At 60.0% G+C, this 22,958-nt stretch carries 13 protein-coding genes; 6 read left to right on the top strand and 7 right to left on the bottom strand.

Annotated elements, in window-relative coordinates; genetic code table 11:
• Nucleotides 1-76: 76 nt before the first annotated feature.
• Together BMZ40_RS06190 and BMZ40_RS06185 are read right to left on the bottom strand one after the other, a co-directional pair.
• Nucleotides 77-3,949, bottom strand: a complete 3,873-nt coding sequence (locus BMZ40_RS06190; protein ID WP_092373234.1) for a hypothetical protein — start codon at nucleotides 3,947-3,949, stop codon at nucleotides 77-79.
• 328 nt (nucleotides 3,950-4,277) lie between these two features.
• Complete coding sequence (locus tag BMZ40_RS06185; RefSeq protein WP_092373233.1) at nucleotides 4,278-8,201, bottom strand: hypothetical protein; 3,924 nt, start codon at nucleotides 8,199-8,201, stop codon at nucleotides 4,278-4,280.
• Nucleotides 8,202-8,741: 540 nt separating this feature from the next.
• Between BMZ40_RS06185 and BMZ40_RS19520 the strand changes: the two genes are divergently transcribed.
• Nucleotides 8,742-8,909 (top strand): hypothetical protein, encoded by a 168-nt coding sequence (locus tag BMZ40_RS19520; protein ID WP_177193044.1) that lies wholly within the window; start codon nucleotides 8,742-8,744, stop codon nucleotides 8,907-8,909.
• Here BMZ40_RS19520 and BMZ40_RS06180 read toward each other — a convergent pair.
• Nucleotides 8,906-9,208 (bottom strand): nucleotidyltransferase domain-containing protein, encoded by a 303-nt coding sequence (locus BMZ40_RS06180; protein WP_092373232.1) that lies wholly within the window; start codon nucleotides 9,206-9,208, stop codon nucleotides 8,906-8,908. The genes BMZ40_RS19520 and BMZ40_RS06180 overlap by 4 nt on opposite strands.
• Before the next feature lie 270 nt (nucleotides 9,209-9,478).
• On the opposite strand from BMZ40_RS06180, the gene BMZ40_RS06175 reads away from it, so the two are divergent.
• A complete protein-coding gene (locus BMZ40_RS06175; protein WP_218143740.1) occupies nucleotides 9,479-10,381 on the top strand; it encodes a TylF/MycF/NovP-related O-methyltransferase in 903 nt (300 codons plus the stop codon).
• A gap of 84 nt (nucleotides 10,382-10,465) precedes the next feature.
• On the opposite strand, the gene BMZ40_RS19515 is transcribed toward BMZ40_RS06175, so the two are convergent.
• Together BMZ40_RS19515 and BMZ40_RS06170 are read right to left on the bottom strand one after the other, a co-directional pair.
• Nucleotides 10,466-10,642: a hypothetical protein gene (locus BMZ40_RS19515; RefSeq protein WP_153304607.1), complete on the bottom strand. Its 177-nt coding sequence runs from the start codon at nucleotides 10,640-10,642 to the stop codon at nucleotides 10,466-10,468.
• A 237-nt stretch (nucleotides 10,643-10,879) separates the two neighbouring features.
• The gene (locus BMZ40_RS06170) at nucleotides 10,880-12,397 is read right to left on the bottom strand and encodes a B12-binding domain-containing radical SAM protein (protein WP_092373231.1); all 1,518 of its coding nucleotides are present in this window, start codon (nucleotides 12,395-12,397) and stop codon (nucleotides 10,880-10,882) included.
• 273 nt (nucleotides 12,398-12,670) lie between these two features.
• Here BMZ40_RS06170 and BMZ40_RS06165 point away from each other — a divergent pair, with 273 nt between their 5' ends.
• Nucleotides 12,671-14,041 carry a peptidoglycan DD-metalloendopeptidase family protein gene (locus BMZ40_RS06165; protein WP_143075559.1) on the top strand — a complete coding sequence of 457 codons (1,371 nt, stop codon included), beginning with the start codon at nucleotides 12,671-12,673 and terminating at the stop codon, nucleotides 14,039-14,041.
• Nucleotides 14,042-14,102: 61 nt separating this feature from the next.
• Here BMZ40_RS06165 and BMZ40_RS06160 read toward each other — a convergent pair whose 3' ends face one another.
• Together BMZ40_RS06160 and BMZ40_RS06155 are read right to left on the bottom strand one after the other, a co-directional pair.
• Nucleotides 14,103-16,643, bottom strand: coding sequence for a hypothetical protein (locus BMZ40_RS06160; RefSeq protein WP_092373229.1), 2,541 nt, complete (start codon nucleotides 16,641-16,643; stop codon nucleotides 14,103-14,105).
• Between the two features lie 12 nt (nucleotides 16,644-16,655).
• Nucleotides 16,656-17,507 carry a hypothetical protein gene (locus tag BMZ40_RS06155; protein WP_092373228.1) on the bottom strand — a complete coding sequence of 284 codons (852 nt, stop codon included), beginning with the start codon at nucleotides 17,505-17,507 and terminating at the stop codon, nucleotides 16,656-16,658.
• Nucleotides 17,508-17,885: 378 nt separating this feature from the next.
• Here BMZ40_RS06155 and BMZ40_RS06150 point away from each other — a divergent pair, with 378 nt between their 5' ends.
• Genes BMZ40_RS06150 through BMZ40_RS06140 form a run of 3 tightly spaced genes read left to right on the top strand, consistent with a single transcriptional unit; the run spans nucleotide 17,886 to nucleotide 22,254 of the window.
• Nucleotides 17,886-18,698: a TVP38/TMEM64 family protein gene (locus BMZ40_RS06150; protein ID WP_177193043.1), complete on the top strand. Its 813-nt coding sequence runs from the start codon at nucleotides 17,886-17,888 to the stop codon at nucleotides 18,696-18,698.
• Nucleotides 18,695-20,962, top strand: a complete 2,268-nt coding sequence (locus BMZ40_RS06145) for a hypothetical protein (RefSeq protein WP_092373227.1) — start codon at nucleotides 18,695-18,697, stop codon at nucleotides 20,960-20,962. Before BMZ40_RS06150 ends, BMZ40_RS06145 begins: the two co-directional genes overlap by 4 nt.
• Nucleotides 20,959-22,254 carry a glycosyltransferase gene (locus tag BMZ40_RS06140; protein ID WP_092373226.1) on the top strand — a complete coding sequence of 432 codons (1,296 nt, stop codon included), beginning with the start codon at nucleotides 20,959-20,961 and terminating at the stop codon, nucleotides 22,252-22,254. Before BMZ40_RS06145 ends, BMZ40_RS06140 begins: the two co-directional genes overlap by 4 nt.
• Nucleotides 22,255-22,958: the final 704 nt, after the last annotated feature.

Genomic DNA, 22,958 nt, shown 5'->3' with positions numbered 1-22,958 from the left:
ACACGGTTACAACAACGCGCGAGCGGCCGGGAGTATCGTTTCCCGGCCGCTCGCGCGTTGTTGCAGTCGGAGGTCCCTATTTGCCGAACTTGATGAGCGACTCCAGGAAGTCGCGCAGGTCGTGCGTCACTTCAAGCGAGCTCTTGCCGCCCGACAGCAGGCGGATGCGGCGGTCGCCCTCCAGGGGGTCGATGCGGCCCGAGCCCATCTGGTCCATGATCCGGTTCATGTTTTCCCAGTATTCCTTATGCTTTGTGAAGGCTTCGAAGTTGGCCTTGTCCGTCCTGGGCGGGGCCTTGGTCTCCATGAGAGGCGTGAGGCGCTTCTGGCATTCCTTGGCCGTGCTGCGGGCGATCTCCACATGCGATTCGATGCGGTTGAAGTTGGGGTCGCCGCGCAGATGGTCGCCCTTGAACTGGTTCACGTCGGCGCTCTGTCCGGCCCAGGCCTTGTTGGCCCGCAAAACGCCATTTTTCTCGATGAGCGCCAGATCCTTGTAGGCTTCCGGGTGCCCGCCCGTGGTCACGGTCTCCCAGGAGCGCTTGGGGTCCTGGCCCGTGACCTGCCGGTAAGAATCATTCCATTTTTTCTGGGCGTCGGCCTGCCAAAGGCTCTCAGGCACGGGGCGACCGTTCTTTTTGGGCGGTATGGGCAGCCCGTTGGCGTCGAATTTGACCTGTCTGGCGATGTCGAAGTCCGTATTTACGGTCTTGCCCTGGTCAGCATTGCGGATCGGGGTGAGGTCCTCGGGGCTCCAGTCGGCACCCATCTTTTGGTGAAAGGTTTTTTCCACGCGATTGTGGACGCGATCCATGCTGTTCACGAAGCGCTTGACCATCTCCTTGTTCTTGGGGCTTCGCTGGTGGGTCTTCATGATCATCTTGGCCTGGGGCGAGGCGTGGATCTTGGCCGAGCGGTCGTCAAGCACACGCAGGATTTTCTTGATCTCTGTCGGCGAAGCCTTTTCCCGCCGCGCTTTCTGCAACTGGTCGAAGGTCTTCTTGTAGGATGTGACCCGTGTTCGGGCGTCGGCCATCTGCGCCTTGTAGACCTGGCGGTCGGCCTCGGTCAGGGGCCGGTTGAAGCCGTCGTCAGGGATGCCCGCCGGTTTGGCCCTGGCCCCGGAAGGCGGGGCGTCGGCTGCGGCCATTTTGCCTGCGGAGGTCTTGGGCGCTGTCGCCGGAACATTTCCCCCGCGAGATTTCTTGAAGTTTTTCACTGCGCCGTAGCCACTGGCAACCCCGCGTACACCGAGCTGCATGGCCGCGTCCATGGCGAGGCCTTTGAGCGTTTCCAGGCCCGCGCCCTTGAAGCCTTCCTCCCAGCCGCCTCCGCTCTGCACGGCAGCCTCGAAGCCCCGGAAAGAGTCCACGGCGACGCCGGTGAGCTGATTGTAGGACCCGCCAACGCGGAGAAAAGCCTCTTTGGGACCGCCCTCAACGTAGCCGATCGTTCCCTGGTAGACCCGGTTCACGGCCGAGCCGCCGGCAAAAGACAGGACCATGAGGGATTTGTCCGCGACGCTCTTGGTCATTTCCGCAGTTTTCAGGCAGATGTCGGCCCACTCGGCGTCGGTGTCGGCCTTTTTCTTTTCCCCTTCCCAGTGGTCCATGGACACTTCGTAAGCCTGCCGTATGACCTGTGACGCCTTTTGAGTGTCCGTGGCGGTCATGACCTCGGGGCTGAAACCTTTGGCCACGATTTTGCGCACCTGCTCGGCCTTGTCGAAGGGCAGGGTGTCGGCCATGGCGAAGGCTTTTTTCATGGCCCGGTCCACTTTCTCCATGTTGCGCTGGTCTGCGGCGATTTTCTGGATGAACTGGCTCCTCGCAAAATCGTCCCAGTCGGAGCGGGTGTGCACGATGACGCCGGTTTTCAGGGTTTCGATACGGTCCTGCTCGGACTGAAGGTTGGCCTTGGCGTTCAGCACGCGCATCTCCAGGTCGTGCCGGCGTTCGGAGTTCGTTTCCTTGGCGAGTTCGGCGATGTCTTTTTCCATGTTGCGCTGGATGATGGCCACGTTGGCCGAGTGGAAATCGATGGTCTCCTGGTCGATGATGCGCCGATCCTCCTCGGTCTGGTCATCGACCATGTGCAGGGGCGTGTCGCCCTGGGCGATCATGGGCGCGGGTTCCGCTGATTCCTTGCTTTCCTTCTCTTTTGGCTCCTGGGCTTTGTCCTTTGCTTTCGGCGTTTCGGCGACCTGCTGCGGGGCACCTCCGGCCACCAGTGCATCGAACTGGCGCAGGCGGGCCTCCTCGGAGCCAGCCATCTCGTCGCCCATGGCGGCCCATTTCACGGCGGCCGCGTGGAAGGCCTCGCGTGAGCGGTAGTGGGCCAGGGCATTTTCGATGAATTTTTTTTTCATAAAATGGCTGACGCCCGCGTCGAGCACCCGGTCGAAGGATTTTTTTGCAGAGTCCGTCTGGCCGACCTTGGCCAGTTGCTCCTCCTTTATCCGTTCGTTCTTTACGAGCGCTTCCTCGAACAATTCTCGCGACAAATCCGGGAACGTAGGAAGCGGTCCGCCCGTGTAGCGCTGGGCGTGAAAGCTCCAGGTCTCGCCATCCTCGTCCGTTGAGGAGTAGTTCAATGTATCGCCCTGAATGCTGGCCACCAAATCGAACTTTGTCAGGTCGATGTTGTCGACATAGGTGTACACCTCGTTTTCGAAGTCCTCATCCCAGTTGGATCCTGGCTCGAGAAGAAGGCAAAAGTACTCCTTGGGCTCCCCAACAGAGTAGATCAGGGCGTGGAAGGGCGAGTTATTGATGACTTTATCTTCCAAAACCACATAACCGCCTGGGTGGGTGATGTATCCGACCCATTCGCCCTCCGGCCCGCTTTCTTCCACAAGGGAGCGCAGAAAATCCTTGGCGCGCTTGTACTGCTGCTGGCCTTCGGCCATGAGGGCCCTGCCATCGGGCGGGTCGCCCAAGGCGATCAGTTCGGCGATGACCTCGTCCAGGCGTTTCTGGCAGGACAGGAGGGTGTTGCGGTGCATTCTGGCCAGGGTGAGAGCCTCCAAGGTCATAGCCGGATCGTTGGCTTCCATGGCCCAACTGATCTGTTCCACGGCGTGCTCAAGCCGGGCGCTGGCGTCGGGCACAGCGCCGCGCAGGGAAAGAAACTCGCCAAGCAGCGGATTGAATCTGTTCAGGTATTCCACTGCCTCGGGGGAAGGGTGCTGCCGCAGCACGCCCCATGTCTTGCGGAAGGATTCCTCCTCGGCGTCGGACAGGGGGCCGTAGACCATGCGCATGCCTTCCATGGCCGCAGCCACGGCTCCGTCCCATTGGGTCGGGGTCAGAGCGTTGATGTCCAGGAAGGGGGTTGGTTTCATGGGAGGAAGCGCGACGGGATAGACATTGGAGGCGGTGAGGGAGACGGCGACAGCGGGAAAATGCGCGATTTCGGCGGGCCAGTCCCAATCCTCGGGCCCCGGATCGCTGGCGAGCATGATGGCCACTTCTTCGTTGAGCAGATCGTCGTCAACGTCGCCAGCGACATCCATGTCGGCCGGGGCTGCCTCCGGCGGGGCGGTGGTGACCACCGTCCCGACATCGCGCATGGCGTTGGCGACCGTGTCCAGGCTTTTGCGTTCCTCGGATGTCAGGGTCGCACCGTGTTCCTGCAGGATGACGTCGAGCTGTTCCGGCGTGGCTCCGAGCACATCAATGCCTTTACCGCGCAGCCCAGCCAGGGGGGCCATGGCGGAAGCGGAAATCCGGCCGTAGCCGACCAGCGCCCGCACGGTCAGGGCGTTCTTTTCAGCCAAGTCGCGCAAGGCTGCGTCCGTGTCCTGCGGGACGCCGGGCTGGGTGGTAGTTGCCGTCTCGGACGCGTTCACGCCTTGTGCCGGAATTATGGTTGCGAACAGTGCCCAACACAGGAGCATCAGAACGGAGTGAATGTGGCCTTGGAACTGGATGAACTTCCAGAAGATCATGCGGCATAGACTCCCTGTGAATAGTTTTAGATTTTAAACATAGAAGAGTTCGTCTGAAATTGCAATTTCAACTGGATTGAACACGTCCGGAGGCAGATCAATTCTTTGAAGAAGGCTTTTTTCGGTCACAATGGAAGAAAGGCTCGGGCATGCGGGGTGTGATATGCGTTTGAAGCGATACTTTTTTTCTGAGGCAAAAATACAGTAAGCCCTTAATCAAAGGGCGATAGCGGAAGCTGCGCAATAGAGTAAAGATTGGCGCAGACAAGCCGGGAGGATTGCGCGCAACTCCCGGCTTGTCTGCGTCAATATCTGGTTCCGAGTCTTGTCAGGACGACTTGCCAAATTTTATGAGCGACTCCAGGAAGTTGCGCAGGTCATGCGTCACTTCAAGCGAACTCTTGCCGCCCGACAGCAGGCGGATGCGGCGGTCGCCCTCCAGCGGGTCGATACGGCCCGAGCCCATGCCCTCCAGGACTTCGTTCATCTTCTCCCAGTAGTTCTTGTGTTTCATGAAGGCATCGTAGTTGGCCTTGTCCGTCTTGGGCGGGGTATTGGCCTCCATGAGGGGCTTGAGGCGCTTCTGGCATTCCTTGGACGTGCTGCGCGAGATCTCCACATGTTTCTCGATACGGCTGAAGTTATCGTCGCTGCGCAGGTGGTCGCCCTTGAACTGGTTGACGTCGGAGGTCTGCCCGGCCCAGGCCTTGTTGGCCCGCAGGATGCCATTCTTTTCGATGACGGTCAGATCCTTGTAGGCTTCGGAGTGACCGCTGGTCGTCACATTTTCCCAGGAGCGCTTGGGACTCTGGCCCGTGACTTCATGGAAAGACTCTTCCCATTTATTCTGGGCTTCGACCTGCCACAGGCTTTCGGGAACGGGGCGGCCGTTCTTCTTGGGTGCGATGGGCAGCCCGTTTTCGTCGAACTTGACCTGCCGGGCGATGTCGTAGTCCGTGTTGACGCTCTTGCCGCTGTCGGCGTTGCGGATTGGAGCGAGGCCCTCGCGGTCCCACTCGGCGTCCATTTTTTCGTGGAAGCGTTTCTGCACCCGGTTGTGGACCCGGTCCATGCTGTTCACGAAGCGCTTGACCATCTCCTTGTTCTTTGGGCTGCGCTGGTGCGACTTCATCATCATCTTGGCCTGGGGCGATGCGTGTATCCTGGTCGAGTGGACGTCGAGTTCGCGCAGGATCTTCTTGATCTCCGTGGGCGGAGCCTTTTCCCTGCGGGCCTGCTGCAGCTTGTTGAAGGTTTTTTTGTAGGAGGTGACCCGCAACCGGGCGTCGACTATCTGCTCTTTATAGACCTGGTGTTCGGCCGCGGTCAGGGGGCGGTTGAAGCCGTCGTCGGGCACGCCCGCGGGCTTGGCCTTGGCCACGGCCTTGGTGATCTGGCCTTCGGGAGCGGCGACCTTGCCAGTGGCGCCCGGGGCGTCGGGGGTGCGTGCGCCCCCACGGCCCTTCACGGCTCCATAGCCCCGGGACACTCCGTTGGCCACGAAGCCCATGGCCTTGTCCATGACGATGCCCTGGGCCACTTCCCAGCCTGCGCCCTTGATGCCTTCCTCCCAGCCGCCGCCGTTTTCCACGGCGGCTTCGAAGCCCCTGTAGCCGTCCACGGCGATGCCGGTGAGCTGGTTGTAGGATCCGCCCACGCGCAGGAAGGCCTCCTTCGGGCCACCTTCGATGTAGCCGACCGCACCCTGGTAGACCCGGTTCACGGCCGGACCGCCGATGAAGGACAGGCCCATGAGGGTCTTGTCGGCGGTGCTCTTGACCGTTTCCGCAGTCTGCAGACAGGTGTCGGCCCACTCGGCGTCAGCGTCGGCCTTTTTCTTTTCGCCTTCCCAGTGGCCCGTGGCCACGGTGTAGACATCCTTGATGACCGCCGACGCCTTGTCCGTGTCCGTGGCCGTCATGACCTCGGGGCTGAAGCCCTTGGCCACAATCTCGCGCACCTTTGCGGCCTTGTCGTAGGGCAGGGTGTCGGCCATGGACAGGGCTTTCTTCATGGCCCGATCGACCTTCTCCATCTTGCGCTGGTCAGCGGCGATGTTCTGAATGAATTGGCTGCGCGCGAAGTCGTCCCACTCGGAGCGGGTGTGCACGATGACGCCGGTCTTGAGGGATTCGATGCGGTCCTGTTCGGACTGGAGGTTGGCCTTGGCATTCAGCACGCGCATCTCCAGGTCATGGCGCCGGTCGGGGTTCGTCTCCTTTGTGATGTCGGCGATGTCCCGGTCCATGTTGCGCTGGATGATGGCCACGTTGGCCGAGTGGAAATCAATGGCTTCCTGGTCGATGACGCGCCTCTCCTCGGCGGGCTGGTCATCGACGATATGCAGGGGAGTGTCTTCTGGGCCGATCGCGACCTCGGGTTCCTGCGCTTCCTTGGGCTTTTCTTCCTCTTTCTTTTCTTCCTGCGGCGCCTGTTTCGGGACAGGCGCTTCGGCGACCTGCTGTGGCGCACCGCCAGCCACCAGGGCGTCGAACTGGCGCAGGCGGGCCTCCTCGGAGTCGGCCATTGCATCGCCCATGGTTGCCCATTTCACAGCCGCCGCATGAAAAGCCGGACGTATGCGGTAATGGGCCAGGGCCTCCTGGATGGAGTTATCACTCATTCCATGGCTGATGCCCGCTCCGAGGACCTCCTTCAGGTGCGCATCGGGGTCTTCGATAAGCTTGGCCGCCTCCAGGCGTTCCGCATGTTCGCGGTCATTTTTTGCACGCGCTTCCTCGAACACTTCCAGGGAACTGTCCGGGAACAAGGGCATCTCTCCGCCCGTGTAGCGCTGCGCGTGGACGGTCCATGTATCCCCGTCCTCGTCGGTGAAGGTGTGGTTGAGTGTATCACCTTGTATACTGGACAGGAGGTCGACGCTGCTCAGGTCGACCTCCTCGACAAATTTGTGCTCTTTTTCCTCGTACTTGCCCGTATCCAGGGATATGCAGGAGTACTCCTTGGGCTCTCCGTGTGAGTAAATCAGGAAATGGTTCGGCTGCTTCTTGATGACCTCGCCGTCCAGCACCACGAAGCCCTTGGGGTAGACCACGTATCCGATCCATTCGCCCTCGGGCCCAGGCTGCTCTACCAGGGCCCGCAGGAAATCCTTGGCGCTTTTGTACTGCTGCTGGCCTTCGGCCATGAGGGTCTTGCCGTCGGGCGGATTGCCCAGGGCCACGAGTTCGGTCACGACCTCGTCCAGGCGTTTCTGACAGGACAGGATCGTGTTGCGGTGCTGCCTAGCCAGGGTCATGGCATCCATGGCCAGGGCCGGGTCGTCGGCCTCGGCCGCCCAGGCGATCTCCTCCACGGCTTCTTCAAGCCGAGCTCCGGCTTCGGCCACGGCGCCGCGCAGGGACAGAAATTCGCCCAAGAGCGGGTTGAACTGGTTGAGGTAGTCCACGGCGTCCGGAGAAGGGTACTGGCGCAGCACGCCCCAGGTCTTGCGGAAGGATTCCTCCTCGGCCTCGGACATGGGGCCGTAGACCATGCGCATGCCTTCCATGGCTGCGGCCACGGCACCGTCCCACTGGGTTGGGGTCAGGGCGTTGATGTCCAGAAAAGGGGCGGGCTTCATGGGTGGCAGGGTGGCCGGCTCGACGTTTGAGGCGGTGAAGGTGGCGCCTGCTGTCTTGGCAACGGTGTTGTCCTGGCTCGGCGCGGATTCGTCCTCTTGCGCCGGGATTTCCGGGACCTCTTCGGCCAGGATCGCGGCCAGCTCCGCCTCCAGGGCTTCGTCATCGCCCGGGGCACTTTCCGCGACAGCGGTGGCCGTCTCCAGCGGTGTGCTGTCCGCAGCCGCTTCAGCCGCTCCAGCCTCGCGCATGGTCTCGGCGACCCGGCCCAGGCTGTCACGCTCCGCAGGGGTGAGCGTCGCGCCGTGCTCCTTGATGATGGTTTCTAGCTGTTCGGGAGTCGCACCGAGCACGTCGATCCCCTTGCCACGCAGTCCGGCCAGGGGCGCCATGTCGGCGGCGGGGATGCGGCCGAAGCCGACCAGGGCGCGGACCGTCAGGGCGTTCTTTTCGGCCAGGCCGCGCAGGACCTCATCCGCTCCGGCTGCCTGGGAGGCGGCAGCCGCTGGATCGGTTCCTTGCGAAACAGTGGTGCCAGAACCGGCCGTTGCCGTTTCGGAACTCTTGCCACTTTGCCCGTGAGCCGATGTGACGCTGAGGATGCAAAGGATCAAAAGAAAGAGTGAGGCACGAAAGCTGGCCCCTGCTTGAACGCAATTTGACGTGCTCATGCGGCGCTGACTCCATATAAATGGTTTTAATTAGGAATTATATGCGAGTTTAGTTGAAATTGCAATTGCGCTTGCATCGGGAGCGCTCCGGAACAGTCCTTTGGCTTGCCCGAGGCGGTTTTTGCGGATAACTGGTGAAATTGCTGATTAATTTTGCATCTTTTGTTTTTCACCTGGATTGGCGTACAAGCACGATTTGAATCGGTATAATTCACTATTCTTTTCAAAGAATTCATGACGGGCCATTTATTGTTCATGCTGAGAGTCGATAGCGTCTTGATCTTTTCTGTGATGATTCTGTGTGGTGACGTCCTGGGCACAGAAATGGAATCGAAAAACATTACTGTGTCACGCAAAGGCCCATAGGTAAGTTTACTGCAATTTTTTGACCTGTCGAGACATTTTTCTATCCAGTTTTTACTGAATGAAGTCCATCAAATCACTCCCCGGAGCAGATTATGCGCAGTCTTTTTTTATATATGTGTATTTTTTGTCATCGCACTCCAATGTGTTGCGCCGATTCAGGCGAACGGCACCTCATTGGAAAATCTGGAAAAGGTTGCCAATGCAATTCTGATCTGGGACGGGAACAAACCAGGCGATCTCTTCAAGGCGGTCAAGACCGCCAATCCGGATGTTCCGGCCATTGTTTCCATCGGGACGGCAGGAAGCTGGGTTCGTATCAGGGCGGCTGGAAGTAGCCTTTAGCGCTCGTAGAGCGTCTGCCCCTCGCGGTCTATGTGGTCGCGTAGTCCGGGGCGGTCGATGGCGGCGAGAAGGGACAGGTCGATCATCCAGGGCAGGAGCAGGTCGTCAAGGTCGCTCATGATGCCCAAAAGGTGATTGTGGGTCAGCTTTTCGCCGACCAGGGTCAGTTCGATGTCCGAGCCGGGCTTGAACGCGCCCGTGGCGCGGGAGCCATAAAGGATGGCCTTTTCCACCTCAGGGTAAAGGGCCAGGGCGGCCTGGATTTCCTGGATGGCCTCTTCGGGCAGTCCGAAACGCATCTGGTGGTGTCCTCGCTCATGCCCGCCTCAAGTCTGGCCGACAGAGCATTAAAAGCGTGAGAGTGTTGGCAGGTTAACCGCGATACGGTTTGCCATTTCCAGGTGGAAGGCATGCAACCTCAGGTTGTGGTCCCTGAGCATGTCCATCCAGGCCTGGTAAACTTCTTATTTTAGATGGGGTTGCACAATCAGGCAAGCGTTCAGCCATGGCGGGCATCGCGTCAAATCTCCCATAATGCCTTTGACGGCTCCGGTCCCGGACGGTATCCCATGGCCTTGCCGCAGACGGAAGTCCGGCACATTCTTGAAAAAAAGGGGGGGATGGACATGAAGGACGTCATCATCTGGGGTACAGGGCAGGGCGGACGCATGATCGCGAGCCTGCTGCATGCCGACATCACCGTCAGGGCCTATTGTGACAGCGATGAAAAAAAATGGGGCGGCATGGTGGACGCAATCCCCGTCGTCCCGCCCGAGGCTGTCCCGGGGCTTGCGCCCGACGCCGTCTTTATCTCCATGCTCAACAAGGATGCCTGCGCCGAGGTGCGGGCGCGTCTTAAAGCCATGAACGTCACCGCGCGGGTCGTGACGGCACCGGAGCTGCGTCAGACCTTCGACCTGCGCCTGGCCGCGCTGAAGATGATCGCCGTTGAAGTGCGGGAGCGGGGAGTGCCCGGGGCCGTGGCCGAGCTTGGCGTATATCGGGGGGCCTTCGCCGTGGAACTGAACCGGCTCTTTCCAGAGCGCGACCTCTACCTCTTCGACACCTTCAGCGGGTTCGATCCGCGAGACGTGGCGGTAGAGGGGGATGGGAAATTTTCACGGGCGGCAGTGGGGGACTTTGCGGACACAAGCGTCGAAGCGGTGCGCGAAAGGCTGCCATTTTCTGACAGGGCCGTGTTCCGGGTCGGATATTTTCCGGAAACGACCAGGGGGCTGGATGAGGAATTTGCCGTTGTCAGCCTGGACGCGGATCTCTACAAGCCCATTCTCGATGGCCTGCATTATTTCTACCCGCGCATGTCGCACGGCGGATACATCATCATCCACGACTACAACAACGCCAGATTCAACGGCGTAAGGCAGGCCGTCCGGGAGTTCTGCGAGGAGCAGGGGGTGTTCGTCGTCCCCTTGTCCGACCTGCACGGCACGGGGATCATCGTCAGGCCGTAAGCCCCGCCCGTCTTCCTTTCCGGCCGGGCCGTCCCGATCGGACGGCCCTTCTGGGGGGGCAGCCGTGCCTGAGCCGCGCCCTGCCTACTTGCACTGGTCCAGGACCATGCGTCCGGACTGTCCGCATTTGGGGCAGCGGATGCCGGACTCCGACCCTTCGCATTCCACGCAATACTTCGCAAAGCAGCTGATGCACCGATACAGCACGGGGTGCGGTATTTCCTTGCCGCAACTCGGGCAGACGTCTTTTTTCTGTTCCATGGCGGATTCTCCTTGAGTTTGAGGGCCGATTTTGCCGCAAGCATCCGGATGGCGGGCATCCGTCGTCGGCGGAACGTCTTCTTCGGCTCTTTGCGGGAATTATGTCAAGGAGGGCATGAAGGGCGCGGCGGAAGAGCGCCATCCGGCATGAGGGCGGAAAGAGGATACGTATCGACCGATCTTTTGCGTCCACGAGCCGAATAATCGCTGCAATTCCCTGGGCATGAGCAGCGTACGTCACTCCAGATGCTTGGCCTGCCTCTTTCCGGGGCCGGATGTGCTTCTGGCTTCCAGCGACCTGGGATGGAAAGTCATGTTGTCCGAAATCACCAGGGGCAAGGGTCGGCCCTTGACTTTCAGAAGGTCGGCGGCAATGGCGTTGGCCGCCTCATTATCAGATAGCCCAAGCTCCTCGGTCAGGTAGGCGAAAAGCAGTTCCGCCAGGCGTTTCAAGGCAATCTGCCAGGTGGACAGGGTCGCGCCGTACAGCCATTTCGAAAACCGCAGAAATCCCGCATAGACATCCTGATCCGGCCACAGCAGGCGCACACTGCCATTAAAATTCCCGCTGTTATAGAGCAGGTCCCAGAACCGGGCCATGCGTTTCAAGTCCTGCATGGTTTTGAAATCAATCAGGTCGTTGGCCAGGATTTCGTAGGGGGGATATGGCAGATAGGTCATGCCATGCACGGCATCGTGCCTGTTCAGGGTGGTGCCGGACAGTTTTTTCAGGACGCCCAGCTGGATTTCGGCCCTGGTCAGATTGGCCAGCCGATTCAGGTTGCGGCCAAAGCTGTCCGCGCTTTCCCCGGGCAGCCCGATGATCAGGTCCACATGCAGATGGGCATTGGTCTTTTCTTCCAGAAAGCGCAGGTTGGCCGTGATCCTGTCCATGTCCAGCCGCCTGTGAATGGACGCGGCTACATCCGCGTTCAAGGTCTGGATGCCGACTTCCAGTTGCAGGGTGCCCGGAGGAAACTGGGCAAGCTGCTCCCGCAATTCATCGGGAAAATGTTCGGGCACAACCTCAAAATGGACCAGAAACGGCGGTTCCTGCCGCAGGAAAAAATCCAGGATCGGCCCGACCCGCTGCATGCTCAGGTTGAAAGTCCGGTCGATGAACTTGAAGTTGCGCGCCCCCCGTTCCCAGAGCGTGGCCAGTTCGCGCAGAAATCGGTCCGGGTCGAAATAGCGGACCTTTTTGTCGATGGAGGACAGGCAGAATTCGCAGGAAAAGGGGCATCCCCTGGACGCTTCCACATAAATGACCCGGTGGGCAATGTCTTCGTCAGTGTACAGGGCGTAAGGCATGACAAGGCGGTCCGGATCGGGCGGGCTGGCCGTGATGATCCGGGGCATCCCGGTGCCGCCTGTAAGATACGCGCAGCAGAGCTGATAAAATCGCTCTTCCCCTTCGCCGCAGATCACGTGGTCGGCCATGGAAAAATCGAGCCGATGCGGAAAATGGCTGACCTCCGGCCCGCCAAGAACAAGCAGCGTCTCGGGCGCGAGGGTTTTGAGAATGCGCACCAGCTGTTCGCATTCCTTTCCGTTCCAGATGTAGACGCCAAGGCCGATGATTCTGGGACGGTGCGCCAGGATTTTTTCAGCAATGTCGACCAGTTGTTCCGAAATGACGAATTCCTGGACAACGGCCCGTGGCCGCAGGTCATGCAGATTGGCATGCAGGTAGCGCAGCCCGATGGCGGGGTGGATATACCGGGCATTCAGCGTGGTGAGAACAATGTCATGCATAGGAGGGTGTTGGTGTTGCCCCGATTGAACCGGCCGACGATTGCGGGATGCTGTCGGCGATTATAGTAAGGTGGCGTTTGCCTGACCTGCCGCATTCTGGGCGCTGGAGTCAAGGCAATGAAGCCACGGCAATGGTTTGCTTGCCATGTCGCTTTTTCGTAAGGCTTGACCCACGCTGATTATTTTTGCAGGCACTTCCTTGCATCGCTGAAGACGCGGCGCCGCCCTTGGGCCCGGACCATGGGCCGACCCCGAATACAATCGCAATACTCCATGAAAAATTACTATATCAACGACAAACGGAAACTGGCGCGCCGCCGCCGGCTCATCCCAATCCTCCTGGCCGGTCTGGTCATTGTTTGCGCAGTGTATCTGGCATGGACGCATCGGCAGGATGTCCTCGACGTGTTCGGCAGCCCCGCCGAGGACTCCGTCGCCACGGACAACGCCACCATGGACAACTCGACCATGGGCAACGCCACCATGGACAACGCCACGGCGGTCGCGGCCGACGTGCCGGAACCGCCCAAACGGGAGCCCGTGCAGGAATGCCTGATCCAGGACGGGGACACCCTGAGTTCCATCTTCGATAAACACCTCATTTCCCAGACGACCCTGTTCCAGATCATGGACGCCGACGAGCAGCTCCTGGCCTTGGACATCCTGCGCCCCGGGAACACGCTGACGTTTACGTTCAATGCCGACTGGAGTCTGGAACGGATGGTGCTTTCAGTGAATCCGGCCCGGCAGGTCGTCTATCGCCGGGTTGACGCGGAAAATTTCGAGTTCGAGGAAGTCATCCATCCCGGTACCTGGGTGCAACAGACCCTGGCCGGCGGCATCGAGGGCAGCTTTTTCGTCTCCGCCCAGAGCGCGGGCCTGAATGATCAGGAAGTGGCGAGCATCGCGGATCTGCTCAAGGGACGCATCAACTTCCGCCGCGACCTGCAGGCCGGGGACACGTTTCAGGTCGTGCGCAGGCAGCAGTTCGTCGGCGACGAGTTCGCGGGCGAGAGCCAGATCCTGGGCATCCGCATCCTCTGCCGGAAACGGACTTACGACGCTTATCTGTTCTCGGACGGCAAGTACTACGACCGCGAGGGCAACAGCCTCATGCGCGCCTTTGTCCGCTATCCGTTCAAGTGCAGCCAGCGGCTGTCGTCAGCCTTCAACCCCAGGCGGCGTCACCCGGTGACCGGCAGGGTCTCCCCGCACAACGGCGCCGATTTCCGCATGTCCGTGGGCACGCCCATATTCGCCCCGGGCGATGGCGTGGTGACGCGTACCCTCCAGCACCGTTTCGCCGGCAAATACATCGAAATCCGGCATAGCGATCGCTACTCGACCCGCTACCTGCATCTGAGCAAATTTCTGGTCCGCAAGGGGCAAAGGGTCAAGCGCGGCGACAAGATCGCCCTGTCCGGCAACACCGGTCGGTCCACCGGCCCGCATCTGCATTACGAGTTCCACGTCGCGGGACGCCCCGTCGATCCGGTCACGGCACCCATCCCGATCATGTCCTCCATTTCCAAGAAGGATCGCGCCGCCTTCAAGGCCAGGGTGACGCAGCTGACGGCCGACATGGATCAGGCCAAAGCCCCTGAAGCCGGTCTGCGCCTCTCCCAGGCCACGACCACCAACTGATCCGCAGGCAGGCGTGCTCATCGATGTCCCGTGCCGGAGACGCGAGCGTTTCCGGGTGTTTTCAGGGCTGAAAGGTGTACTCGTAATACTGGTGAACGGCGCCATTGGCGATGGCCGCTCCGCAGCCATGGCCCACGAAACGAACCGTCACCACCTGCTTGTCTCCCTTCTTGGGGTTCTTTCCAAAAGACAGATTGTAGGTTGTCTGCGTAACCTTGGGATCCTTGGCGACCCAAAGAGAATGCCATTTGAATCCGGAGGCCAAAAAGGTCGCCTTGGGCGGCGGATAGTTGTGATCCTTGTGGCGGCCGTCGTAAATTTCGAGCCCGCATGACCAGACCGGCCCCGTTGATCCTTCCGCCCTGTCGACTTTGAGCAGGATTTCCACCTCTTCTCTCGGCGCGGCCGAGACCGGCAGCGGCGACCAGCTGGCCCCGTAGTCGAATACCCAGGTGGCGCTGCGATCCTTCACGGAGATATGGATCGAGGCGGATGTCTCCGTACCTTGAACATTGACGGTGTTGAAACGGGAGCTTTCGAGGATGTCCTGCCAGGTCCTGGTCAGCATCCAGCGTCCGCCGCCTTCTGCTGTCGCCGGAGCGGGCTCGGCGACGTCCTCTTTTTCCGTAATGTCGATGGTTACGGCGTCCTTGGCCAGCGCGGCGCCACTTGTGCTTTCCAGCCTGACTTCGGGATGGAAGCGGTCTTTGGCCTTCAGATTCGTGTAGGTATGACTGATCTTTGACGAGACGCCGGGCCGCAGGTCTTCGGAGAAGGTCGCTCCGTCGCCGAAGTCCCACACGAAACGATAGGCGTCATCGGGGCGGGCGGTCGCCTCGAACTCGTGCGTGACCTGGGTGGCGCCCTCGGCCATCTCGTATGTCACGATGCGCGGCGGCTGGATGACGACCGTTGTGTCCTTTTTCTTGTAGGTAAAGGGTTCGCTCTTGAAGCGCCTTGTTCCCGCTTCGATCTCCACATGGGCCGTCTGGCCGTCCTCGATGCCATAGAATTCCTCTTCCTCAGTCAGGGCGTGTTCGCCCAGAGTCGAGTAAAGACGCAATTTCTTCTTCTCAAGGGTGCCGTCGGCCTTTTCGATGGCTTCGAGCCTGCCCTTCCGGAAATGCAGCGCGCGCCTGCTGACCGGCTTCCCGTCGCGGGCGATGACCAGCGTCGCCGGACCGGTGTATTCGATCGCAAGCCCATAGGCTTTCCAGGCCACGTCCTGCTCCTGGTGGTGCGTCATGTCCGTCTCGACCTCGATCACATACCTCGAATACTCGGCCCCGCTTGGTGCATCCCCTTTTTCCACGCCTTTTTCGGCAAAAGTCGAGACAAGCTCCATGGTCGGAAAAAACATGTCCATCAGATCCGCATTGGCATGGATGGCGATGGGCAGCAGCACCTTGGCCTGATTCGGCGCGTAGGCGTTCGGGATGTGATAGCGCCCCGTGGCGCCCGAGTAGGAGGCCGCGGATTCCAGCGGGTCGTTCCAGATGGACTGGTCCGGGTCGAACCAGTGAAAACTGAGCCGTTCCTGCGCCATGGGCACTCGCGTCCAGTCGAAGGCTCCCCCCTGGCCGTCGTAGCGTTTGACCCTGCGCTTGATCAGATAGCCCTGAACGAGGGTGGCGCTTTCACGCAGATCGGAAAATTGCGGAGACGGATAGGCGTGGGCCAGGAGCGGGTCGTAATTGTTCGGAATGATTTTGGAAGCCTTGTCGTGGATGGTGTCCTCGGAATAGAAATGACTGTTGGTGAAGCTCGCCACTTCGCGGACCAGGCGTTCGGGTTCCTGGAGGGTGCCGCCGGCGCTGGCCAGCAGGGGCGTCAGCCGGGGATCCAGGAAAGGGTCCGCGGCCGCTGCGCGGACATGCTCGCTGAAGATGCGCGTCTCGATGGGTTCGTCGAGGGGATGGGAGTCGTTGCGGACGTGCGCGGGCTGCGTCATGTCGCCCAGCATGTGCATGGCCTCGCCCAGCGCCCGGTACGCCAACGCGAGATAGACGCTGCGTTGGTCGGCATGATCAACCGGAGCCAGATTCAGGTTGAGCTTGAAATGATTCGGGGCGAGCGTGGGCGGCAGGGGAACGCTGTCGTCGACCTCCATGGCGAGCTTGTAATAGGTCAGCCCCTGCCGGAAGCTGAACGGATTGTCCGGGTGGTCCAGCCCCCATGTCTTGGCATCGATGCCGGGGGCTTCATAGAGGACTCCGTGGGCCCAGAACTGATCCGTCAGGTATGGCTTCACAAGGCCAAGGGGGTCGTAGAAATGCCGCACCGAGGCATACAGGTGCGGTTCGTCGGCCCAGTCGCCGCCCACGATGATCCACTGCGGCATCGTGAAGGAACCCTCGGCGATCGTGTAATGCCCGATGTCAAGGCCGGAGCTGGTCACGGCAATGCCCCGGCAGGGTTTTTGGCGCAATTCTTCCGGCAACGGTCCCAGAAGATACTTCTTCTTGCCTTCCATCTGCCTGTAGAAAACATTGACCGCTTCGTAGTTGATCTGCCGATGCGTTCCCTGGTTCCAGGCCAGGCCGTCATGCGTCAAGGCAAGAAAAAGAAGCAGAAGCGCAGTGCAGAAAAATTTGATCCTCATGAGCAAGCCCCTTCAAAAATCGGCCAGAAACCAGGTGTCGCCATCTTTCATCCACCTTGCATAGAAGGTGAATCCGTCCAGTTCCAATGCATACTCGGCAGTTCTGAGCGTTGGGTCCTTTTCCGGCTCGGCGGGAGGACTCAGGAACGTGATTTCCGCCGCTTCGAACAGGGCCCCAAACGACGGCATGGCGTCGGGGTTGGCCGCGAACAGCGCCGCGTAGACGTCGCGCCGGCCCTTGGCGATGAGGGCCGTAGCCCCCGCGATGTCCTTGCGGTCCATGGCCTGCCGGAAATCGTTCTGCCGCTGTCCGATGGCCTGTTTCTCGGCCTGCAGGTCCGGAGTGTTTCGCCAGTCGTAATCGTCCGTACCGAGCAGATCAGAGTCTTGTACGGGCACCGGGCCAGGCACCGGGCCAGGCACCCGGACAGGCGGGGCCGTGCTCGGTTCGCCGCCTGCGTGTTCCGGTCCATTGGGCAGGGGCGCGGCGGGGGCGTTCGCCTGCCGGGCCGCGAATTCCTGCATGTATTTGGCCAGCGCTTCCAGGGTGTCGACATGTTTGGCCAGGGACCCGGCATTCGCGCTTTTTGCCTCGTGCGCCAGGGACAAAATTTTCTGCACGTCTGCCCCGAGAATGTCGATTCCGCCTTGATGCAGTTCCAGGGCAAGCCGCATGAACGGGGCTGGCAGCATGTTCCAGCCACGCAGGGCCCGGACGGTGAGCTTCCCCTCCTGTTCCAGTTCGCGCATTTCCTGTCCGGCGGAATCCGGCGCGCACGTGGCCGGGTCCGACAAGGGCCAAATCAGGAAGCAAAGGGTGCCTGTCAACACCGCCGCCAATCTCAACGTATGCAAAACCGACATGTTCGCGTCTCCCTCTCCCCGGCGTTCAGTTTCCACAAATCCATACCCGAATCGGGGCACAAAAAATAGTTTTCGTTTGTGCCGCGCATGGCGCGCGTCCCGCTTAGACCTTTTGTGGGCTTCCGGAGTCCGTAAGGGCGGGAGTGCAGTCGACGTCGATCCTGATGGGGGCAGACTTTTTTGGACACGGCACGTCAACCATGCTAGCGGAGGAATTGAAGGCTTCTTTTTTTGTTTTGTTTGAGAATATATGCTGGAATGACCATGTAATTATATCAGTAAATTATGTTTAAATGAAATCAAAATCAGAAAATTTATAGCATTTGTAAGCTGCTTTCAAATTTTCGAATAAATTTCACAGCCCAGGTAAAAAAGGAAATGATCAAATCCATATCCAGTGCTTTCACTTCATTCGTCGCGACAGGCATGAAAAGACCTTTGCTTGGCATTGCCTCGGGCATTGTGTTTGTCGGCCTGATTCTCGCCGTGCTCGTCTATTTCGATCTTCACGAGCAACTGGTCGCATTGCTGGAGTGGATAGACGCGCAGGGTGTGATGGCCGGAGTCTACTTCATCCTGCTCATGGCGGCGGTAGTGGTCCTGCTTTTGCCGGGCTTTTTCGTCACCACGGGTGCCGGTTTCGTGTTCGGCGTCAGCAAGGGGACCGTGCTGGTCGTGGCGGGTACGGCCATTGGCGCGTCGCTGGCCTTCCTGATCGCCCGCCACCTGTTTGGCGAGCGCGCCTCGCGGTTCATCGTCGGTCACGGCAGGTTGCAGGTCGTCAGCGAAGAAATGGCGCGTCACGACTTGAAAGTCGTGATGCTCACCCGGCTGATCCCGTTCTTTCCGGGCAAGATTTCCAATTATCTCTTCGGACTGACTGGGTTCACGTTCAAGGGCTTCGTGCTCGGCTCGCTGATCGGGTTCATTCCGTTTTCGTTGCACAACGTCTACTTGGGCTCGATCACCGCCGATCTGGCAAGCCTACTGCGGGGTGAAATGGAGCGTTCGCCGTTGCAGTGGGCGATCTATGGCCTGGGGTTCGTCATGACGATCGTTGCGTTGCTTTATTTCAACAAACTGGCGCGGCGGGCTCTGGCGGCGTATTCGCGGAAAAGCGAAGTCGTGCAGGGCGGCAAGCCCGGGCCTGAAGCAGGGAAAAGGGCAGGACCCACCAAGGACAGCTCATGAAATTTTCAAAATGGACCTTTTTGCAATACATCATACGGCGCGCGGCGCGTCGCCAGGGTTTCCTCGATCCGATCGAACTGCTCGCGCGGCTGCGCAGTTTCGCTCAGCCCTCCGAAGTGGGCGAACCGGTTGAACTGTTGCGTGCGGGGGTCGTGTTTCACGCGCGCGGCCTGATCAACAGCCGCGTGATCCAGTACAACATGGACTGGGTGTGGCCCTACTGGGTCGAACGCCAATTCAACCCCAATGACGAATCATTCATTCCACGCGCATTTTCGGTCTCGCATATCAATCTCACCCATCGCAACTGGACCGCGCTCGGTTATCCCGACTGCGAGGAATTTCCGCTGGTCGATCCGCGCGGACTCCTGACGCCCTGCCTGGACGGCTGGTCCCTGGACGGCTGGGTGTGTACGGAAGGTGGGCGCAACCTGTTTCCGTCGCGTAGCCTGAGCGGCGATCAGCGGCAGGACATGTCCAGCGGCCTTGCGATCACGACACGGGTTCAGGAGGGCGGCCTGATCCTGAGCAGCACGGCGAGCGTTGAACTCGAAGGCGGGATGCCGGTGTGCGTGCTAACTCTGACGGCCCGGGCCGACGGCCCCGCCTGGCTGGCGCTCGCGTTGCGCCCGGCCAATGCGGAAGGGATCAGTTTCATCAATGAGGTGGCTCTTTCCCCTGATCGCAGGACCTGGACCGTGAACGAGGAACAGAGTGTCGTGTTCAGCGCGCCGGTGGAACGTCACCTTGTATCCGATTATGGCCATGGCGATGTCGCGCTTCATTTGAGGCAGGCGCATGCCCACGCCGAAATGGAAGAACGCGGCGCGGGCAGTTGCGACCACGGCATGGTGACGGCGGCGGCGCTGTTCGCGATACCCGAAGACGGCGAGAGGGTCCTGACCGCCCGTATTCCGCTGCAGCACAAGGCCCCCGTGCTTGCGCAAAATGCCTGGACGGATCTGCGCGAAGGCGCGTGCATGTTGCAGTGTCCCGATCGCAAGTACCAGGAACTCTATGACGCGGCGATCACCTCGTTGATTCTGCATTCGCCGGACGATGTGTACCCGGGCCCATCGACCTACAGGCGTTTCTGGTTTCGTGATGCCGCCTACATCATCCATGCCCTGCTGTGCGTGGGCCTGGAGGCGCGTGCCGAACGCGCGCTCAGGCGCTTTCCGGAGCGCCAGACTCCGCTCGGCTATTTTCGGTCGCAGGACGGCGAGTGGGATTCCAACGGTGAGGTGCTGTGGATCCTGCATCGCTACCAGCAAATCAGCGGCAGGAAACTGACCGCCGACTGGCGCAGCGTGATTGCACGCGGCGCGCGCTGGATCATACGCAAGCGTCTTTCCGACACACTCGCCGCCCCACATGCGGGCTTGCTGCCGGCGGGATTCAGCGCCGAGCACCTCGGTCCCAACGATTACTACTACTGGGATGACTTCTGGGGCATTGCCGGACTGCATTGCGCAGCGGCTCTGGTCCATGGCCACGATGCCGACATGGCTGCGGAGTTCACGCGCGCCGCCGTCGATTTCACCGGGTCGGTGGAGCGCAGCCTGGCTTCCTGCGCGCAGCGGCTGGGACGTCCGGGCATGCCGGCTTCGCCGTATCGGCGGCTGGATTCCGGCGCCATCGGGTCGATCGTTTCCGGCTACCCCCTGCAACTGCATGCCCCGGACGATCCCCGGCTGCTCGATTGCGCGGAGTTTCTGCTCAAAGCCTGTTTCATCGAAGGCGCTTTTTTTCAGGACATGATCCATTCCGGTCTCAACGCGTATCTGACCCTGCATGTGGCTCAGGTGTTGCTACGAGCCAATGACCCCCGGCATCTGGAGCTGATGGACGCGGTGGCCGGGCTGGCGACGTCGACGGGCCAGTGGCCTGAAGCGATTCATCCGCATACCCGGGGAGGGTGCATGGGGGACGGCCATCATGTCTGGGCGGCGGCCGAATGGGTCCTAATGGTGCGCAACTCTTTTGTGCGTGAAGAGGGCGATCGTCTGATTCTGTGTGCGGGTATTCCCGGGCGCTGGCTGAAGGAAGGCAGACCCGTGCTGTTCGGACCGGCTCCCACAAGCTTCGGTCCGGTGTCGATTGCCCTGAATCCAGTCTCGGAAACCAGCGTTGAAATCGTCTTGCGAACGGCATGGCGCGATCAGCAGCCGCTCATCGACGTTCGTCTCCCAGGCCATGAGCCTGTCACGCTGGAACGAAGCGCCACAACCGTGATCGTGGCAACAAAGGAAAACCCGTCATGAACATCGCGCTCATCACGAACACTTTCACACCGCACGTGGGGGGCGTGGCGCGCTCGGTGGAAGCGTTCGCGAAGGCATACCGGGAACTGGGGCACCGCGTGCTGGTCGTGGCGCCGGAATTCGAGAATGCGCCGGAGCATGAAACCGATGTCTTCCGTATTCCCGCCATCCAGCATTTCAATGGCAGCGACTTTTCGGTGGTGCTGCCGGTATCGCGGGGACTGTACGACAGGATGGAGGAATTCGGCCCCGATGTCATCCACTCCCAGCATCCCTTCCTGCTCGGCATGACCGCTCTGCGGATAGCCCGCAAGTTCGACCTGCCGCTGGTGTTCACCCATCACACGCTTTACGAGCAGTACACGCACTATGTGCCGGGCGATTCGCTGGCGATGAAGCGTTTCGTCATCGAGCTGTCCACTCGCTATGCCAATCTTGCCGATCAGGTTTTTGCGCCAAGCCAGAGCATTCGCGACATGCTGATCCGGCGCGGCGTCACCTCGCCGGTATTGGTGGTGCCCACAGGGGTTAGCGTGGAGCGCTTTACAAAGGGCAAGGGTCGGGATTTCAGGATGAAAAAGCATATCCCCGAGGATGCGTTTGTGGTCGGGCACATGGGCCGCCTGGCCCCCGAAAAGAACCTGGAATTTCTCGCACGATCGGTTGCGGACTTCATGAAGGAGCATGGCGCGGCGGTTTTTCTGCTGGTCGGCGCCGGGCCTTCGCTGGAGGCGATCAAGCATATCTTTGCCGGGGCCGGCATGAGCGGGCGGCTCCATACCTGTGGCGTACTGGAGAAGGACGCCCTCGCCGATGCGCTCAATGCCATGGACGTGTTCGCGTTCGCGTCGAAAAGCGAAACCCAGGGCATGGTCCTGACCGAAGCGATGGCGTCCGGCCTGCCGGTGGTGGCCCTTGATGCGCCGGGTGTCCGGGAAGTCGTCGTGGACGGGGATAACGGCCGGGTGATCAGGGAGGAGACAAGGGAGGCCTTCTACGCTGCGCTACAGTGGGTTCATGGGCGTTCGCGGGAAGAGAGGGCGGCCTTGGTCGCCTCCGCTCGCGCCACGGCCGATGTCTTTTCGATGGCGTCTTCCGCGCGCAAGGCGCTCGCGGCGTATGAAAACCTGCGATCCGGTCCCTCCATCCGGCGGCATGATGACGAACTTGGCTGGGACCAGATCAGGGCCCGTATCAAGGCCGAATGGGATATTCTGAAGACATTTGCGCAGGCTGGTGACGAAGCTCTGAACGAAAGCCTCTTCGCTTCCGACCGGAAAATGAAGCGGTGACGGTGCCGGTTGAACCTGGCTCTGCTTTTCAGGGAGTCATGCCGTTACAAGAGCCGCTCCATGAACGAAATCGCGGCGGAGCACCCATGCCCGAGTGCCCTCGCTGGGGCTTTAAGGCTAAAAGCAACAGTGTCTGTTGGAATTTCTTACAGCAGCATATATTCATGTAATTCTTTGAATTGGTGTTTCAATTTATCCTGACTGCATTCATCGCGGGCTTCTCGCGTCGATAATTGTTACAGTAGGTTCCCTGGTAAAATTTCAATACATTAAAGAGATGAATGAAAAGAGCTGGTTGTCGGTGTGGTATGCGGAGTGCAGTGTTTATGGATTATGACCCCAATAAGGAGGCATGTACCATGAACAGTAGATCCGCATTTATGGAGTTGCTCACTGGCAAGGAGCAGGGCTTCGGTCCTGCCGCTTTATCCATATGATGTAAGGTGCTTCAACGCATTCATTCGGCGAACTTTACATTCGACTTGGGCCTGATCTGCCGGAAAACTTCGGACCGTTCGATTCTCTTGGGACTTCCCTTAAATCAAGCATTTCAATCCTGCCGACAGTGACGGCCTGATTTTCCGAGACTACCTGCACAATTCTGTGCCGGGCGCGACGTCTTGGATTTTGAAGGTTGGTTATTTAAAAATACGATACATTCTATTTCAAAATCTTTGTATGACAATCTTTGCTGTCGTTTTGAT

Origin of the sequence: Desulfomicrobium apsheronum, from assembly GCF_900114115.1 — a bacterium.
In the GTDB taxonomy this organism is placed as follows: Bacteria; Desulfobacterota; Desulfovibrionia; order Desulfovibrionales; family Desulfomicrobiaceae; genus Desulfomicrobium; species Desulfomicrobium apsheronum.
The sequence above is the reverse complement of the archived record's forward strand: the minus strand, read 5'-3'. Positions and strand labels throughout refer to the sequence as shown.